Source organism: Rugamonas violacea (assembly GCF_016461825.1).
In the GTDB taxonomy this organism is placed as follows: domain Bacteria; phylum Pseudomonadota; class Gammaproteobacteria; order Burkholderiales; family Burkholderiaceae_D; genus Rugamonas.
In genome coordinates this window covers 46233-61898 of record NZ_JAEMNU010000031.1, presented here as the reverse complement: position 1 = coordinate 61898, position 15666 = coordinate 46233, and the positions used below count along the sequence as shown (strand labels likewise).

The 15666-nt window shown below is 69.4% G+C and carries 12 protein-coding genes; all 12 read right to left on the bottom strand.

What is annotated here, in order from left to right:
- Positions 1 to 77: 77 nt before the first annotated feature.
- The 12 genes from H7U20_RS06065 to H7U20_RS06010 all read right to left on the bottom strand — a co-directional run bounded on the left by H7U20_RS06065 (position 78) and on the right by H7U20_RS06010 (position 15653).
- A complete protein-coding gene (locus H7U20_RS06065; RefSeq protein ID WP_199518715.1) occupies positions 78 to 1019 on the bottom strand; it encodes a transketolase family protein in 942 nt (313 codons plus the stop codon).
- A 2-nt stretch (positions 1020 to 1021) separates the two neighbouring features.
- Positions 1022 to 1831 carry a transketolase gene (locus H7U20_RS06060; protein WP_199518714.1) on the bottom strand — a complete coding sequence of 270 codons (810 nt, stop codon included), beginning with the start codon at positions 1829 to 1831 and terminating at the stop codon, positions 1022 to 1024.
- Positions 1821 to 2879, bottom strand: a complete 1059-nt coding sequence (locus tag H7U20_RS06055; RefSeq protein ID WP_199518713.1) for an NAD-dependent epimerase/dehydratase family protein — start codon at positions 2877 to 2879, stop codon at positions 1821 to 1823. Before H7U20_RS06055 ends, H7U20_RS06060 begins: the two co-directional genes overlap by 11 nt.
- A gap of 8 nt (positions 2880 to 2887) precedes the next feature.
- On the bottom strand, positions 2888 to 4216 hold the full coding sequence (gene rfbH, locus H7U20_RS06050) for a lipopolysaccharide biosynthesis protein RfbH (protein ID WP_199518712.1): 1329 nt from the start codon (positions 4214 to 4216) through the stop codon (positions 2888 to 2890).
- Positions 4217 to 4230: 14 nt separating this feature from the next.
- Positions 4231 to 5313: a CDP-glucose 4,6-dehydratase gene (rfbG, locus tag H7U20_RS06045; RefSeq protein ID WP_199518711.1), complete on the bottom strand. Its 1083-nt coding sequence runs from the start codon at positions 5311 to 5313 to the stop codon at positions 4231 to 4233.
- Positions 5310 to 6083: a glucose-1-phosphate cytidylyltransferase gene (rfbF, locus tag H7U20_RS06040; RefSeq protein ID WP_199518710.1), complete on the bottom strand. Its 774-nt coding sequence runs from the start codon at positions 6081 to 6083 to the stop codon at positions 5310 to 5312. Before rfbF ends, rfbG begins: the two co-directional genes overlap by 4 nt.
- Positions 6084 to 6316: 233 nt before the next feature.
- A complete protein-coding gene (locus tag H7U20_RS06035) occupies positions 6317 to 9157 on the bottom strand; it encodes an O-linked N-acetylglucosamine transferase family protein (protein WP_199518709.1) in 2841 nt (946 codons plus the stop codon).
- Positions 9158 to 9173: 16 nt separating this feature from the next.
- Positions 9174 to 9938 carry an N-acetyltransferase gene (locus tag H7U20_RS06030; RefSeq protein WP_199518708.1) on the bottom strand — a complete coding sequence of 255 codons (765 nt, stop codon included), beginning with the start codon at positions 9936 to 9938 and terminating at the stop codon, positions 9174 to 9176.
- An 11-nt stretch (positions 9939 to 9949) separates the two neighbouring features.
- On the bottom strand, positions 9950 to 11056 hold the full coding sequence (locus H7U20_RS06025) for a DegT/DnrJ/EryC1/StrS family aminotransferase (RefSeq protein ID WP_199518707.1): 1107 nt from the start codon (positions 11054 to 11056) through the stop codon (positions 9950 to 9952).
- Positions 11053 to 11499, bottom strand: a complete 447-nt coding sequence (locus tag H7U20_RS06020) for a sugar 3,4-ketoisomerase (protein WP_199518706.1) — start codon at positions 11497 to 11499, stop codon at positions 11053 to 11055. Before H7U20_RS06020 ends, H7U20_RS06025 begins: the two co-directional genes overlap by 4 nt.
- A gap of 22 nt (positions 11500 to 11521) precedes the next feature.
- Positions 11522 to 12403 (bottom strand): glycosyltransferase, encoded by an 882-nt coding sequence (locus H7U20_RS06015; protein WP_199518705.1) that lies wholly within the window; start codon positions 12401 to 12403, stop codon positions 11522 to 11524.
- Between the two features lie 73 nt (positions 12404 to 12476).
- Complete coding sequence (locus H7U20_RS06010) at positions 12477 to 15653, bottom strand: O-linked N-acetylglucosamine transferase family protein (RefSeq protein WP_199518704.1); 3177 nt, start codon at positions 15651 to 15653, stop codon at positions 12477 to 12479.
- Positions 15654 to 15666: the final 13 nt, after the last annotated feature.

Below are 15666 nucleotides of genomic sequence, written 5' to 3'. Positions count from 1 at the left end.
GGGTTGCCTAAGGTGGAATGGGATGCTGCCTGGGGAATGAAGGGGGAGGGCGGCCGCGACGGGCGCGGCCGGCCGGCCTAGGCGTCGTCGCGCAGCAGGGTCTGGATCTGCGCCAGCAGCGACTCGGTGTCGATGCCGTGTTCGCGCAGCAGGTAGTCCCAGCTGCCGTTGAATTCGGAGAAGCGGTCGTTGATGCCCAGGCGCAGCACGCGGGCGCGCGCGCCGCCCAGGTCGCCGACCACCTCGGCCACGGCGCCGCCCAGCCCGCCGATGCGGTTGTGTTCCTCCAGCACCACCAGGTTGTCGTAGCGGCGCGCCAGCTCGGCCACCTGGGCGTGGTTGATCGGTTTGATGGTCGGCACGCTCCAGACCGGGTTGTCGCCCAGCCGCTCGGCCAGCAGCATGGCGCTCTTGACCATCGAACCGGTGGCCAGGAAGGCCGTGCGGGGGCCGCCAGCGGCCGCGTCGGCGGCGCCGCTGCGCACGGCCACCAAATCGCCGATCGGCGCGCTGAGCGGCGTCTGGTGGATCTCGCCGACGTCGGACTTGCCCATGCGGATGTAGACCGGGCGCTTGAAGCTCAGCGCGTGGGCCATCGCGTAGTCCATCTCCCTGGCGTCGCAGGGCGAGAGGATGTCGAGCTTGGGGATGGCGCGCAGCACGGCGATGTCCTCGGCCGACTGGTGGCTGCTGCCCAGCGCGCTGTAGACGATGCCGGCGCCGTCGCCGATGAACACCACCGGCAGGTCCTGGTAGCAGACGTCGAGCTTGATCTGCTCGAGCACGCGCACCGGCACGAAGCAGGCCAGGCCGTAGACGATGGGTTTGTAGCCGGCCTTGGCCAGGCCGGCGGCGACGCCGACCATGTTTTGCTCGGCCACGCCGCAGTTGATGAACTGGTCGGGACGGTGCTTGCGGAAATCGTCGAACAGGGCGTAACCATGGTCGCCCGTCAGCAGCAACACCTTGGGGTCGGCGATGGCGGCGGCGGCGATGGCGTCGGAAAATGCGGTTCTCATGGTTACTCCAGTTCGGCCATGGCGGCGGCGAAGGTGTCGGCGTTCAGGCGGGTGTAGTGCCACAGGTTCTGGTTCTCCATGAAGGAGACGCCCTTGCCCTTGACGGTGTGGGCGACGATGGCCTTGGGCCGGCCGTCGCCGTTGGCCTTCAACGCCACCAGGGCGGCGTCGAGCGCCGCCTCGTCGTGGCCGTCGACGTCGAGCGCCTCGAAGCCGAAGGAGGCGAACTTGTCGCGCAACACGCCCAGGCCCATCACCTCGTCGGTGCGGCCCATGGCCTGGAAGCCGTTGGCGTCGACGATGACGACCAGGTTGTCGAGCTTGCGGTGGGCGGCGAACAGCATGGCCTCCCAGATCGAGCCCTCGTTCATTTCGCCGTCGCCGAGCACGGCGTAGCAGCGCTGGTCGGTGCGGCCCAGCTTGGCGGCCAGCGCCATGCCGACGCCGACCGACAGGCCGTGGCCGAGCGAGCCGGAAGTCACCTCGCAGCCGCGCACGTGGGCGTCGGACAGGCCCTTGAGCGGCGTGCCGTCGCTGTAGTACTGCTCCAGCGCGCTGCGCGCCAGCCAGCCCTTTTCATACAGGCAGGCGTATTGCGCCATCACGCCGTGGCCCTTGGACAGCACCAGGTAGTCGCGCGCGGCGCCGTCCGGATCGTTGTCGGGGTAGCGCAGGTGCTGGCGGTACAGCACGGCGAGGATGTCGGTCAGCGAGAAGGCGCAGGCGACGTGCACGGTGGCGCCGGCGTAGGCCATCTCCAGCACGGTGCGGCGCAGGCGGCGGGCGTTGAACGGGTCGGCGTTATGCGGCATGTGGGTGCTCCTTGTGGTGCCAGGCGGCGGTCTTGCGGATCGCCGTGGCGAGATCGGTGTATTCCTGCAGGCCCAGCGCGGCGGCGCGCGCCGTGGCCGGCACATAGCGTTGCGGCGGCCGGCCCGGCGTCGGCGTGCCGGCGATGTGGACCTGTTCGGCGCCGCCGATGGTGCGGCTGACCAGCGCGGCCAGCTCGGCCAGCGGCAAAGCGTGGCGCGAGCCGACGTTGTAGGGCCGGCTGTCGCCTTGCACCAGGATGGTCAGCAGCCAGACGGCCAGGTCGGCGGCGTACAGATAGGAGCGCAGCGGCGTGCCGTCGCCGGCGATGTGGACCGGGCGGCCGGCCAGGCTGTCGGCGATGAAATTGCCGATGGCGAAATGGGCGTCGAGCGGCAGGTAGGGGCCGGCGAAGGCGAAGCAGCGGGCGATGCGCACCTCGAAACGCCCGGCGTGGCAGGCGGTCATCCACTCGGCGACGCGCTTGGCCTGGCCGTAGGCGCTGGCGCTGTCGCCGGTGTCGGGCGCGCCGGCGTAGCTTTCGTCGAGGTTGGCGCAGTCGCCCGGTTGGCGGCCGTAGACGGCGCCCGAGCTGGTCAGCAGGTAGCGCTTGGCGCCGCAGCGCTGCGCCAGCGCCAGGGTCTCGCGGCTGCCGGCGACGATCTGCTCGAAGTTGTGCAAGGGGTCGTCGCCGGCGCGCGCCACGTCGGTGGCGGCGTGGATGACGATGTCGTGCTGGCCGTCGACGCCGGCCAGGTCGGCCATGTCGCCTTCCAGCACGGTGACGGCGGCGGCGCCGGCCAGGTGCGGCGCCCTGGCGCGGAAGCCGTCCGGGTTGCGGCTCAGCACGGTCAGCTGCAGGCCCAGGTCGAACCGGGCCTGGCCGGCCAGCAGCGCCTCCAGCAGCCAGCAGCCGAGGAAGCCGGTGCCGCCGGTGATGAAGATGCGCTGGCCGCGCAACGCCTGCCAGACGGGCGCGGCGACGCGCTCAACGATCAGTGCGACGTCGTCGGCCGCGATGCCGGGCTGGTAGGCGGTGGCGGCGTGCATACGGCGGGTCAGAAGCCGCCGACGCCGAAGAAGGCTTCCAGCTTGTCGATGGTGAAGTCGAGCATTTCGCGGCTCAGGCCGGGGAAGACGCCGATCCAGAAGGTGTCGTGCATCACGCGGTCGGTGTTGGTCAGCTCGCCGGAGACGCGGTAGTTGCGGCCGATCATGTAGGGCTGGCGCGTCAGGTTGCCGGCGAACAGCAGGCGGGTGCCGATCTTGTGCTGGTCCAGATAGGTCAGCAGGTCGACGCGGGCGACGTTGGCGGCCGGCTTGAGGGTCATCGGGAAGCCGAACCAGGACGGGTCGGAATGCTCGGTGGCCTCGGGCAGGATGAGGAACTCGGCGCAGGACTGCAGGCGCTCCTTCAGGTAGGCGAAGTTGTCCTTGCGGGCCTGGATGAAGCCGGCCGCGCGGTCGATCTGGGCCACGCCGCAGGCCGCCTGCATGTCGGTGATCTTCAGGTTGTAGCCCAGGTGGCCGTAGGTGTACTTGTGGTCGTAGCCTTCCGGCAGGGTGCCCAGTTTCCAGCAGAAGCGCTTGCCGCAGGTGTTGTCCTTGCCCGGCGCGCAGTAGCAGTCGCGACCCCAGTCGCGGAAGGACTCGGCGATCATCTTCAGCTCGCGGTCGTTGGTGAACACCGCGCCGCCCTCGCCCATGGTGATGTGGTGGGCCGGGTAGAAGCTCATCGTGCCGATGTCGCCGAAGGTGCCGACCATCTGGCCCTTGTAGGTCGAGCCGAGGGCGTCGCAGCAATCCTCGATCAGCCACAGCTTGTGCTTTTTGCACAGCGCGACGACGACTTCCAGGTTGTACGGGTTGCCCAGGGTGTGGGCCAGCATGATCGCCTTGGTCTTCGGCGAGATGGCCGCCTCCAACTGGGTGACGTCGATGTTGTAGGTGCCCAGCTCGACGTCGACGAAGACGGGAATGGCGCCGAACTGCAGGATCGGGTTGACGGTGGTGGGGAAGCCGGCGGCCACGCCGATCACCTCGTCGCCGGGCTGGATGGCGCGCTCGCCCAGCTTGGGCGAGGTCAGCGTGTTGAAGGCGACCAGGTTGGCCGAGGAGCCGGAGTTGACGGTGATCAGGTGCTGTACGCCGATCAGCTTGGCCAGCTTGGCTTCGAACTGGTCGTTGAAGCGGCCGGTGGTCAGCCAGGCGTCGAGCGAGGCCTCGACCATCAGCTCCATCTCGGGCGCGCCGACCACCTTGCCGGCCGGCGGCACCACGGTGACGCCGGGTTCGAAGGGACGCGGCGCGCTGGCCAGGGCGCCGTACTGGGCCACCAGGGCGCGGATTTGCGCGCGGAGTTGTTCTTGGGTTTGCTGTTCGCTCATGGTTCCGACCTTACTTAATTTGTGCTGTGTGCGGTGTTTTGATATTGCTCGATTTGCGCCAGGGTCAGCGCGCGCATGTCGGCGCCGGCGCCGTGGGCCTGGTGCCAGGCGACGATGTGGTCGATGGTCTGGCCCAGGTTCCAGCGCGGCTGCCAGCGCAGGCGGGCGTGCGCCTTGGAGCAGTCCAGTTTCAAATAGTGGGCCTCGTGCGGCTGCGGCGCGGCGTCGAGCTGCCAGGCGGCGCCCTCGCCCCAGCTTTGGCACAGGCGCTCGATGATCCATTCGACCGGGCGGGCGTCGCTGTCGTGCGGGCCGAAGTTGAAGCCCTCGGCGAAGGCGGCGCCTTGCTGGTACAGGTGCTCGGCCAGGGTCAGGTAGCCCGACAGCGGCTCCAGCACGTGCTGCCAGGGGCGGATCGCGTGCGGGCTGCGGATTTGCACCGGCCGGCCGGCGCCGATGGCGCGCACCATGTCGGGGATCAGGCGGTCCTCGGCCCAGTCGCCGCCGCCGATGACGTTGCCGGCCCGGCCGGAGGCCAGGGCGACGCCGTGCTCGGCGTATTTTTCCGGATTGAAGAAGGAGGAGCGGTAGCCGGCCGTGACCAGTTCGGCGCAGGCCTTGCTGTTGCTGTAGGGGTCGTAACCGCCGAAGGCCTCGTTCTCACGGTAGCCCCAGGCCCATTCCTTGTTCTCGTAGCACTTGTCGCTGGTGACGTTGACCACCGCCTTGACGCCGGGGGTGGCGCGCACCGCCTCGAAGAAATTCACCAGGCCCATGACGTTGGTCGAGTAGGTCTCGACCGGGTGGGCGTAGGAGTGGCGCACCAGGGCCTGGGCCGCCATGTGGATGACGATCTCCGGCCGCGCCTCCTGCATGGCGCGGCTCAGCGCGGCGGCGTCGCGGATGTCGCCGACGATGGAGCGCATGCCGGCGGCCACGCCGGCCACCTCGAACAGGCTGGGCTGGCTCGGCGCGTCGAGCGCGAAGCCGGTCAGCTCGGCGCCCATCCGCTGCAACCACAGGCTGAGCCAGCTGCCCTTGAAGCCGGTGTGGCCGCTCAGGAAGACCCGCTTGCCGTGCCAGAAGCCAGGCCTCATGGCCAGCGCTTCCACGGCGCCTTGCCGCTCTGCCACAGGTCTTCCAGCAGGACCTTGTCGCGCAGCGTGTCCATCGGCTGCCAGAAGCCGTTGTGCAGGTAGGCGTCCATCTGGCCCTGGCGCGCCAGCGTCTCCATCGGTTCCTTTTCCCAGGTGGTGCTGTCCTCGTCGATGTAGTCGATGACTTTCGGCGACAGCACGAAGTAGCCGCCGTTGATCCAGCTGCCGTCGCCCTGCGGTTTTTCCTTGAAGCTGACGATGCGCTGGCCGTCGATGTCGATGGCGCCGAAGCGGCCCGGCGGCTGCACCGCGGTCATGGTGGCCAGCTTGCCGTGCGCCTGGTGGAAGCGGATCGAGGCGCCGATGTCGATGTCGGCCACGCCGTCGCCATAGGTGAAGCAGAAGGCCTCGTCGTTCTCGACGTGCTGGCGGACCCGTTTCAGGCGGCCGCCGGTCATGGTGCTCTCGCCGGTGTCGACCAGGGTCACGCGCCAGGGTTCGGCGTGGCGCTCGTGCACCTCCATCGAATTTTTCTGCAGGTCGAAGGTGACGTCCGAGGTGTGCAGGAAGTAGTTGGCGAAGAATTCCTTGATGACGTAGCCGCGGTAGCCGCAGCAGATGACGAAGTCGTTGATGCCGTGGAAGGAGTAGCTCTTCAAAATATGCCACAGGATCGGCTTGCCGCCGACCTCCACCATCGGCTTCGGTTTGACAGTCGTTTCTTCGCTGAGCCTGGTGCCCAGTCCACCTGCCAATATCACTGCTTTCATGCGTGTCCCGAATTGTCGTGTGAGGGTTGGTTGTCGAGTGTATTGTCCCCCACCTGCCGGTTATTCTAAACGAAAAGCAAGGGTGGTTTGGGGCTTCAGGGGACGCGATGGCGAATTTCCCCGGGGAATTTACCGGATGGGCGCGCGGGCGCTGTTTTCACGCCACGGCCGGCGCCGTAATGCCGTGTTTTGTCCTCCTTTGTGGACGTCTATGTGCTGAGGCGCGTGGCAGCTCAATCGCTCAGCAACAGACGGTAACCCTGCTGCATCAGGCGGCAAAGCTCGTCGATTTGCGGCTGCTCGGCGCCGAGCCGGGCGTGCTCGCCAGTGACCAGGGCGGCCAAGGCGGCCAGGCGCGCCGCCAGCAGCGTTTTGAAGCGTGCCGGACCGCCCGGCAGCAGATTCTGGGCGTGGACTTGATACAACAGGTTCAGGCTCTCCAGCGCGCGTGCCAGGGTGCGCGCCGAGGCGGCGTGGCCGGCCACCGCGTCGGGCTGTGCCGGCGCCAAATAACTGCCCAGCGGCTGCGACAGGTAGACGCAGTCGCGCCCGGCCAGCGCCGTCAGCAGCGTGGCCAGGCCCCCCAATTGCTGGTACTGGCGGCCCTGGTAGCGGCCCAGCGCGGCGCCGATGTCGGCGCGGCGCAGCAGCATGGCGCCCGGCTCGCAGAGCGCGGCGCCGGCCTCGCCGCCGAGCAGCAGCGCGGTTAGCGAGGCGCCGCCGACGGCCGTGTCGATGCCGAACATCGGCTGCTCCGGCAGGTCGGCGCCGTTGCCGTCCTGTGGCTGGCGCCAGCCCACCACCAGGCCGATGCCGGGGTAGTTCAGGTAGCAGTGCATCATGCGGGCGATCTTGTCGGCGTGCAGAAGCTCGCCGGCCTCGGTGCAGGCGAGGTACTGGCCCAGCGCCAGCGCCAGGCAGTGGTTCAGGTTGTCGGCCGGGCTCAGGCCGGCGGCGTGGCTGTAGCGCAGGCGCGGCGTGGCGCGGTTGTCGCCATCGCCATCGCCGCCGCCGTGCAGATACGGCGCCAACAGGGCGCGGCAGATGCCGTCGGCGCTGCTGTCGCTGACCACGATCTCGCACTGCGTGTAGCTTTGCGCCAGCGCGCCGGCCAAGGTCGCCAGCAGGCCGTCGGCGCCGCTCACCGGCAGCAGGATGCTGACCAGCGGCAGGGCGCGCGCCGCCGCGCCGGCGGCATCGTCGGCCGCGTCGGCGCCGGCGTCGGCGGCCAGCAGGCTGCCGCGCGCCACGCGCAGGTAGAGCTGCTCCAGGTTGCGCACGAAGCGCGGGCTGTCGAACAGGGCGCTGGCGTCGCGGTTGGCGGCCAGGCGTTGGCGCAGCGCGGCCAGTTCGGCCGGTGCGCCGGCCAGGCGCACCGCCGTGTCCTCGTAGTCCTGCACGCTGTCGGTGACCAGCTCGGGCAGGCCGACGGCGTGCAGCAGGCTGCCGGCCATGCGGCCGGCGAAGCTGCGGCCGGCGCGCGTCAGCAGCGGCAGGCCGGCCCACAGCGCGTCGCTGGCGGTGGTGCCGGCGTTGAAGGGCAGGGTGTCGAGGAACAGGTCGGCCGTCTGGTAGCGCGCCAGGTAGTCGGACGGCAGGGCGCGCTCGGCGAACACCAGGCGCTCGCTGGGCACGCCGTGGCGCAGCGCGGCCATGCGCAGGTTGTCGCGCACCTGTTCGCTGTCGGCCACCAGCCACAGCACGCTGGCCGGCACGCGCTGCAGGATGCGCATCCAGCTGGCGAACTGCTCGGGGGTGAGCTTGTGGTTGTTGTTGAAGCTGCAGAAGACGAAGCCTTCGGCCGGCAGGGCGCAGTCGGCGCGGCCGGGGCGCGGCCCGACCAGGCGCTGGCGGTCGTTGACCTGGAAGGTGTCGGGCAGGTACAGCGGTTGCTCGGTGAAGTGGGGCGCCAGCGCCGGCGGCAGCACGAAGGGGTCGGCCAGCACGTAGTCGATGCTGTCCATGCCGCTGGTGCCGGGGAAGCCCAGCCAGGCGATCTGCACCGGCGCCGGGCGCCAGGACAGGATGTCGTGGCGGGCGCCCAGGGTCAGGCCGTGCAGGTCGACCAGGATGTCGATCTCGTGCGAGCGGATGCAGCGCGCCGCCTGCTCGTCGCTCATGTCGACGATGCGCACGTGGTGGTCCATGCCGCGCACCACGCGGGCGCGCAGGCCGGAGCCGTCCTCGTTGCTCCAGCAGAAGCCGAAGACCTCGACCCGGGCGCGGTCGTGCAACTGGTATAGCTCGGCGGTGAGGATGGCGACGGCGTGCGAGCAGAAGTCGGACGACAGGTAGCCGACGCGCAGCCGGCGGTGGCGGTAGCCGCGCGGGTCGGACAGCGGGGCCACGCCGCTGAGCACCTTCTCCTTGACGTAGCGGCGCGCGGCGGCCAGTTGCACCGCCGGGTCGTCGCTGGCGCTGAGGGTGGCCAGCGCCGAGGTGGCGCCGAGCAGCTCGGCCTCGCCCAGGCCGGGCAACGGCGCCAGCACCGGCCAGGCGCACTGCTTCTGGCGCAGGTGGACCCAGTGGGTGATGACGGGCGCCTGCTGGGGATTCAGGCGCAGGCTGCGGGTGAAGGCTTCCTCGGCCTCGTGGTGGCGGTTGCGGTTCTCGCTGAGGCGGCCGATGTTGTTGAGTAGTTGGACCTGCAGCGCGGCGTGGTTGGGCGCGGCCGGGTCGACCCGTTCCAGCGTCTGGCGCCACTGCTCCAGCGCGGCGTCGTACTGGCGCGCCCGTTCGAGCAGCGAGCCGAGGCCGAGGCCGGCCTCGGAAAAATCCTCGCGCAGCGCCAGGGCGGCGCGGTAGGACTGTTCGGCGCCGCGCTCGTCGCCGGCCTGCACCTGCAGCACGGCCAGGTTGTACCAGCCGGCGTACAGCAGCGGCGAGTCGGTGTTGCGCAGCCACAGGCGGTACAGCGCGTCGGCCTGTTCGCCACGGCCCTGGGCGCCGAGCATGCCGGCGATGCCGAACAGCTCGGCGATGGGCAGTTCGCCCAGGCCGGCCAGGGCGAAGGCCAGCGTGGCGGCTTCGGCCACGTTACCGGCGGCCATGGCGGCGTTGAGTTGCTGGGTCATGGCGCCGGCGCCGCCGTTACGGCGGCGTGTCCTGCTCGCTCAAGTCGGCCGGCGCGTCCCAGCCGGCGGTGACTTCGGCCGGGTAGCCGCGGCGGAAGTGCGTGGTCCACGGGTAGGCCGGCTGTTCGCTGCCGTCGCGCAGGCGGATGGTGCTGGTGTCGCACAGGTAGCGCGCCGGATTGCCGCCCACCACGGTGGCCGGCGCGACGTCGCGGTGCACCTTGCTGGCGGCGGCCACCAGGGCGTGGCGGCCGACCTTCACGCCGGGCAGCACCACCGACATGGCGGCGATGGCGGCGTAGTCGCCGATCTGGCAGCCGAGCAGCAGGTTGCTGGGCGGGTGGGGGTCGTTGGTCAGCACCACGTAGGGGAACAGCCAGACGAAGTCGCCGATCGTCGTCATCTTGCCGATGAAGACGTTGGACTGGCAGCGCACATGGTCGCCGATGGTGCAGTCGCCCTGGATCTCGTTCATGGTGCCGATCTGGAAGGCGACGCCGGCGGTGGTTTTTTCGCGCACGGTGACGCGGTGGCCGGTGACCAGCCGCGCGCCGAAGGTCGAGCCCTGGTAGAACACCGAGTGCGAGCGGATGCGCGCGCCGGCGCCGATGCGCAGCGGCAGGCCGTCGGCCAGCGGGGTCGGGTAGCCGATCTCGCAGTAGGCGTCGATCACCGAGCCGGCGCCGATCTCGACGTTGTCGTGGATGATGCTGAACGGGCCGACGCTGACGTTGGCGCCCAGCTTGGCGCCCGGCGCGACGATGGCGCTGGGATGGATCATGGCGGCCCTCCTCAGGCGGCGAGGATGGCGCGCACGGCGTCGGCCACCTCGAACGCCTGGGCGTCGGTCATGGTCGGGCCGATCGGCAGGCTGAGCACCTCGCGGTGGATCGCCTCGGCCAGCGGGAAGTCGCCTTCCTGGTGGCCCATGGCGGCGTAGGCCGGTTGCAGATGCGGCGGCACCGGGTAGTGCACGATGGTGCCGATGCCGCGCTCGGCCAGCGCCTCGGCCAGCGTGTCGCGTTGGGCGTGGCGCAGCACGTACAGGTGCCAGACCGGCTCGGCCCAGTCGGGCACGTGGGGCAGCCGCAGGCCGTCGATGCCGGCCAGGCGTTGGTTGTAGATGGCGGCGATCTGGCGGCGGCGCGCGTTGTCGAGGTCGAGCTTGGGCAGCTTGACGTTGAGCAGGGCGGCCTGCAGTTCGTCCAGGCGCGAGTTGTAGCCGGCCACCTCGTTGTAGTACTTGACCTTGGAGCCGTAGTTGCGCAAGGTGCGGATGCGTTCGCACAGTTCGGCGTCGTTGCTGGTGACGGCGCCGCCGTCGCCCAGGGCGCCGAGGTTCTTGCCGGGGTAGAAGCTGAAGGCGGCGGCGTCGCCCAGTTGGCCGGCGCGTTCGCCGTGGTAGCGCGCGCCGTGCGCCTGGGCGGCGTCCTCGATGACCTTCAGGCCGTGGCGCCGGGCCAGCGCGACGATCGGCGTCATGTCGGCCGTCTGGCCGTACAGGTGGACCGGCATGATGGCCTTGGTGCGCGGCGTGATGGCCGCCTCGATGCGGGCCGGGTCGATGTTGAAGCCGTCGGCGCAGGGTTCGACCGGCACCGGCGTGGCGCCGCAGTGGCTGACCGCCAGCCAGGTGGCGATGAAGGTGTTGCTCGGCACGATGACCTCGTCGCCGGGGCCGATGCCGTAGCCCTTGAGGATCAGGAAGATGGCGTCGAGGCCGTTGGCCACGCCGACCGCGTGGCGGCTGTCGCTGTAGGCGGCGAAGGCGCTTTCAAAGGCGGCCGTTTCGCTGCCCAGCACATACCAGCCGGAGTGCAGCACGCGCTTGAAGGCCGCTTCCAGTTCGTCGGCCTGCGACAGGTTGATGGCTTGCAGATCGAGGAAGGGGACGCTCATGGCTGGTCTCGCAGGTTGATGCCGCCTTCGCGGTGGTTGTGGGCGGCGGCGACGAATTCGTCGTAGTCGTGGTAGTAGTCCTTCGGGTCGTACATGGTCGAGGCCAGCACCAGGCAGACCGCGCCGGAGGAGAAGTTGTCGACCTCGCGCCACATCATGCCGGGCACGTACAGGCCGTGGTAGGAGCGGTTCAACTGCACCTTCTTGCGGCTGTAGCCGTCGTCGACGATGACGTCGAAGCTGCCGGACATGGCGATGAACAGCTGCTGCAGCTCGATGTGGCCGTGGCCGGCGCGCGCCGAGCCGCCCGGCACGTCATACAGGTAGTAGACCCGCTTGATGTCGAACGGGACGTGGACGCCGCCCTCGATCACCGACAGGTTGCCGCGCGGGTCGTGGTGCTTGGGCAGGTCGATCAACTGGCATTGGTCGAGGATTTGCATGGTGGGGCTCCGTGGATGCGGTTTATTGGGCCGCCAGGGCGGCGCAGTAGTCGAGGTAGCGCTGGCGCGCGCGCGCCATCTGTTCGAACACATTGCCCAGGCGGACGCAGACGGCGTCGACCTGCGGCCCGAGTTCGAGCAGTTCGGCGTGGCTGATCTGGCCGCCCTCGTGCGACACCACCAGCAGGTCGATGTAGTCGGAGAAGCAGTTGCCGAAGTTGGGGTTGGAGTTCGGGTTGGAGTTCGACTGCAGGCGCTGGTCGCGGCGGAAGTAGGTCAGCTCCTCGTCGATGTAGAAGGCGTTGCCGCCCTGTACCAGGTTGCAGTAGGCGGCGACGTCGGCCAGGCCGAGCGTGAAGTCGTGGCTGCCGATGCGGAACAGGTCGCGCCAGCCGATGTTCCACAGCTGCTCGCGGCGGAACATGATGCTGGTCAGCTCGCCGATGAAGTTGCACATGCCCAGCGCCATCGAGCGGTGCATGTCGCGTCCCGGCATGCTGCCGCTGGCCTCGTAGGGCCGGCGCGTCTCGGTGCGCTCGTTGTCGGAGTTGATCACCTGGCTGGCCGAGAACACCAGCTGGGTCTGCGGGTCCATGTTCATCACCGCCACCATGCGCTCGACGCAGAAGGGATGCAGGATGTCGTCGTCGAACAGCGGCTTGATGAAGTTGCCCTTGCCGGAGTAGAAGCAGGACAGCAGGTTGGCCTCGCGCAGCGCGCTGCTGCGCTGGTAGATCACGCCGGGATAGCGGGCGCAGATGTCGCGGATGTCCTCGCCGGGGCAGTTGTCGCTGACCAGGATCTCGGTGTTCGGGTAGGTCTGGCCGATGGCCGACTTGAGGCACTGCTCGAAGTGGGCCGGCTTGTACGACGGGATGACGATGCTGACTTTGGGAAGGCTCATGGAATGCGGTGCTCCTGGAAGTTGGCCGCGCCGCCCCTGCGGGCCGGCGCGGCGGCGCGGGCGGCGGCCCGGCTCAGACGGCGACGAGGGCGAGGATGTACTGCCACGGCAGCGCGTCCTCGACGGCGATGACCGGATCGATGCCGCTGGCCTGGGCCATCAGGCGGATCGCCGGCAGGTATTTTTCACGCGCCGGCTCGTCCATGATGCGGGCGCTGCCGCCGCTGACCTGGAAGCCGGCGCGCTGGAACATGTCGAGCATGGCGCCACGGGTGAACAGGCGCAGGCGCGCCGGGTCGAGCACGGCGCCGGGCTGGTAGCGCAGGTCGCCGGCGTTCAGGTGGGCCTGGGTGCTCCAGTGCTGGAAGTTGCGCATCGCCGCGATCAGGCGGCCGCCCGGCGCCATGTTGGCGCGGATCTTGGCCAGCACGGTCCACGGGTCGTTGAGCTGTTCCAGCGCCTCGTCGAGCACCCAGCAGTCGGCGCCCTTGACGTGGTCCCACAGCTCGGCGCCGGCGTGCTCGATGTCCTGGTTGAAGACGAAGTCGCAGTGCGGCCGGGCGGCGTGGGCCAGGCCGGGGGCGCGCTCGACGCCGGTGTAGTCGCAGATCGGGTTGCGCGCCTTGTAGGCCTTGGCGAAGGCGCCGTCGCGGCAGCCCAGTTCGACCAGCTTGCCGGCTTCGAGCGGCACGAAGGACAGCAGGTCGGCGTTGATCTGCGCGGTGGCGGTCGGCATGTCGTAGTGGTAGCCGCCGGTGCGGATCACCGTGCCCTGCCAGTCGTGCTTGATGTAGACGCGCTGCGGATCGCGGCTGAAGTCGTTGGAGACCCAGTCGATGGTGGCGATCAGCTCGTGGCGGCCGGCGCGGTGGATCGCCAGCATGGTGGCGATCAGCGGCGCGCCGTGCTTGATCGGCATCGGCCACTGGCGCACCACGTCGATGTTGGTCAGCATGCAGGCCGGGTGCAGGTAGCGCACCACGCCGTCGGCGCGGTCGTAACCCTGTTCGTTGACCGGCTGGATGCCGCCGACGCCGTACATGCCGGGCCGCAGGTGGCTGCGCAGCGATTCGAGGAAGCCGGGGTTGACGATCTCCACGTCCGAGTCGAGGAACAGCACCTCGCCGTTCAGGCCGAGATGGTTGATGGCCCAGGACAGGCCGGGGCCGTGGTGGATGTTGTAGCCGAAGGGGATGAACTCGACGTTGTCGAAGCGCGCGGCGACGGCGCGGATCTGCTCGGCCACGTCGGGGTTGGAGCCGTCGATGATGTAGACGCGGTTGGTGTAGAACTTGCGCAGCGAGCCGAGCAGCGCGGCGATCAGGTCGGGCGCGTTGTAGGACACGGTGATGATCGGGATGTCCCCGATCGGCGCCGGGGCGGCGTGCGAGACGGCCGGGGCCTGCGGCGCGTGCGGCGTGGCCAGGCGCGGCGCGGCCGGCTTGGCGACGCGCTGCATCACCGTTTCCAGGTTGCGCACGAAGCGCGGGCTGTCGAACAGGGCGCAGGTCTGGCGCTGCTCGGCCAGTTGGCGCTTCATGGCGGCGATGCGTTCCGGGTCGTTGGCCAGTTCGACCGCCAGTTCCTCGTAGTCGGCGAAGTTGTGGGTGATCAGCTGCGCCAGGTTGACGGCGTGCAGCAGGCTGCCGGCCATGCGCGAGGCGAAGGTGCTGCCGGCGCAGGTGAGCAGCGGCAGGCCGGCCCACAGCGCGTCGCTGGCGGTGGTGCCGGCGTTGAAGGGGAAGGTGTCGAGGAACAGGTCGGCCAGCTGGTAGCGCGCCAGGTATTCGGCCGGCACGGCGCGGCTGGCGAAGATCAGGCGGCCGCGTTCGATCCCGGCCCGCTCGGCGTGGCGCCACAGGTTCTCGCGCACCTCGTCGTAGTCGGCCACCAGCCACAGCACGCTGTTCGGCACGCGCTTGAGGATGGACATCCAGACGCCGAACACCTCGGGGGTGAACTTGAAGTTGTTGTTGAACGAGCAGAAGACGAAGGCGTCGTCGGGCAGCTGCACGCTGGCGCGGCTGGGACGGGCGCCGATCAGGCGCTGGCGGTCGTTGATCTGGAAGGTGTCCGGCAGGTACAGCGGCTTTTCCGTGTAGTTGGCGGCCAGCTCGGGCGGAATCAGGAACTCGTCGGCCAGCACGTAGTCGACGCCGGGCAGGCCGGTGGTGCCGGGGAAGCCGAGGTAGGTCATCTGCACCGGCGCCGGGCGGTAGGCCAGGATGTTCGGCCGCGCGCCCAGGGTCAGGCCGTGCAGGTCGACCAGGATGTCGATCTCGTGGGTGCGGATGCAGCGCGCCGCCTGCTCGTCGCTCATGCCGTCGATGCGGATGTAGTGGTCCATCGCCTTGACCACGCGGGCGCGGATCGGCGAGTGGTCCTCGCGGCTCCAGCTGAAGGCGTACACCTCGACCTTGCTGCGGTCGTGCAGTTCGTACAGCTCGGCGGTCAGGATCGAGACGGCGTGCGAGCAGAAGTCCGACGACAGGTAGCCGATGCGCAGGCGGCTGTGGGCGTAGCCGTAGGCGCCGGTCAGCGGCGCGACGGCGGCGTTGACCTTCTCGTTGACGAAGCGGCGCGCGGCGGCCAGCTGCTGGGCCGGATCGGCCGAGGCGCTGAGCATGGCCAGCGCCGAGGTGCCGTCCATCATGGTGGTGGTGGAGATGTGTTCGAGGCCGCTGTAGACCGGCCATTCGCACTGCTTCTGGCGCAGGTGCACCCAGTGGGTCATGACGTTGGCCTGCTGCGGGTCGACGCGCAGGCTGCGCGCCAGCATCGCCTCGGCGGCCGGATATTGTTTGCGGATCTCCAGCAGGCGGCCCAGGTTGTTCAGGGTTTGCAGGTAGAGCGGCCGGTTGTCGCTGACGTCGGGCTGCACCGCCGGCGTGAGGATTTCGCGCCAGGTGGCCAGCGCCTCGTCGGGCCGGTTCAAGCGTTCCAGCAAGGTGCCCAGGTTGAGGCGCGCCTCGACGAAGCCGGGATTGAGCGCGATGGCGCGGCGGTAGATCGCCTCGGCGCCGATGTCGTCGCCGGCCGCCGACACGGTCACGGCCAAATTGAAGCAGGCGGCGTAGGCCAGCGGCGTGACCGTGTGGTCCAGCCACAGCCGGTACAGGGCGATGGCGGCGTCGAGCTGGCCGTGCTCCTGCAACTGCGCGGCGGCGCCAAACAGATCGGTAATCGACATGGCGCCGCTGGCGGCCAGTTGCAGCACGTTCGGGACGGTTTGGGAGGCTTGTGCGGTCATGGGCAAAATGGCA

Coding starts and splice junctions, on each gene's coding strand:
- H7U20_RS06065 (WP_199518715.1), bottom strand. CDS start 1,019: ATGAGAACCGCATTTTCCGACGCCATCGCCGCCGCCGCCATCGCCGAC.
- rfbG (WP_199518711.1), bottom strand. CDS start 5,313: ATGAGGCCTGGCTTCTGGCACGGCAAGCGGGTCTTCCTGAGCGGCCAC.
- H7U20_RS06060 (WP_199518714.1), bottom strand. CDS start 1,831: ATGCCGCATAACGCCGACCCGTTCAACGCCCGCCGCCTGCGCCGCACC.
- H7U20_RS06030 (WP_199518708.1), bottom strand. CDS start 9,938: ATGATCCATCCCAGCGCCATCGTCGCGCCGGGCGCCAAGCTGGGCGCC.
- H7U20_RS06035 (WP_199518709.1), bottom strand. CDS start 9,157: ATGACCCAGCAACTCAACGCCGCCATGGCCGCCGGTAACGTGGCCGAA.
- H7U20_RS06015 (WP_199518705.1), bottom strand. CDS start 12,403: ATGAGCCTTCCCAAAGTCAGCATCGTCATCCCGTCGTACAAGCCGGCC.
- H7U20_RS06025 (WP_199518707.1), bottom strand. CDS start 11,056: ATGAGCGTCCCCTTCCTCGATCTGCAAGCCATCAACCTGTCGCAGGCC.
- H7U20_RS06055 (WP_199518713.1), bottom strand. CDS start 2,879: ATGCACGCCGCCACCGCCTACCAGCCCGGCATCGCGGCCGACGACGTC.
- rfbH (WP_199518712.1), bottom strand. CDS start 4,216: ATGAGCGAACAGCAAACCCAAGAACAACTCCGCGCGCAAATCCGCGCC.
- H7U20_RS06020 (WP_199518706.1), bottom strand. CDS start 11,499: ATGCAAATCCTCGACCAATGCCAGTTGATCGACCTGCCCAAGCACCAC.
- H7U20_RS06010 (WP_199518704.1), bottom strand. CDS start 15,653: ATGACCGCACAAGCCTCCCAAACCGTCCCGAACGTGCTGCAACTGGCC.
- rfbF (WP_199518710.1), bottom strand. CDS start 6,083: ATGAAAGCAGTGATATTGGCAGGTGGACTGGGCACCAGGCTCAGCGAA.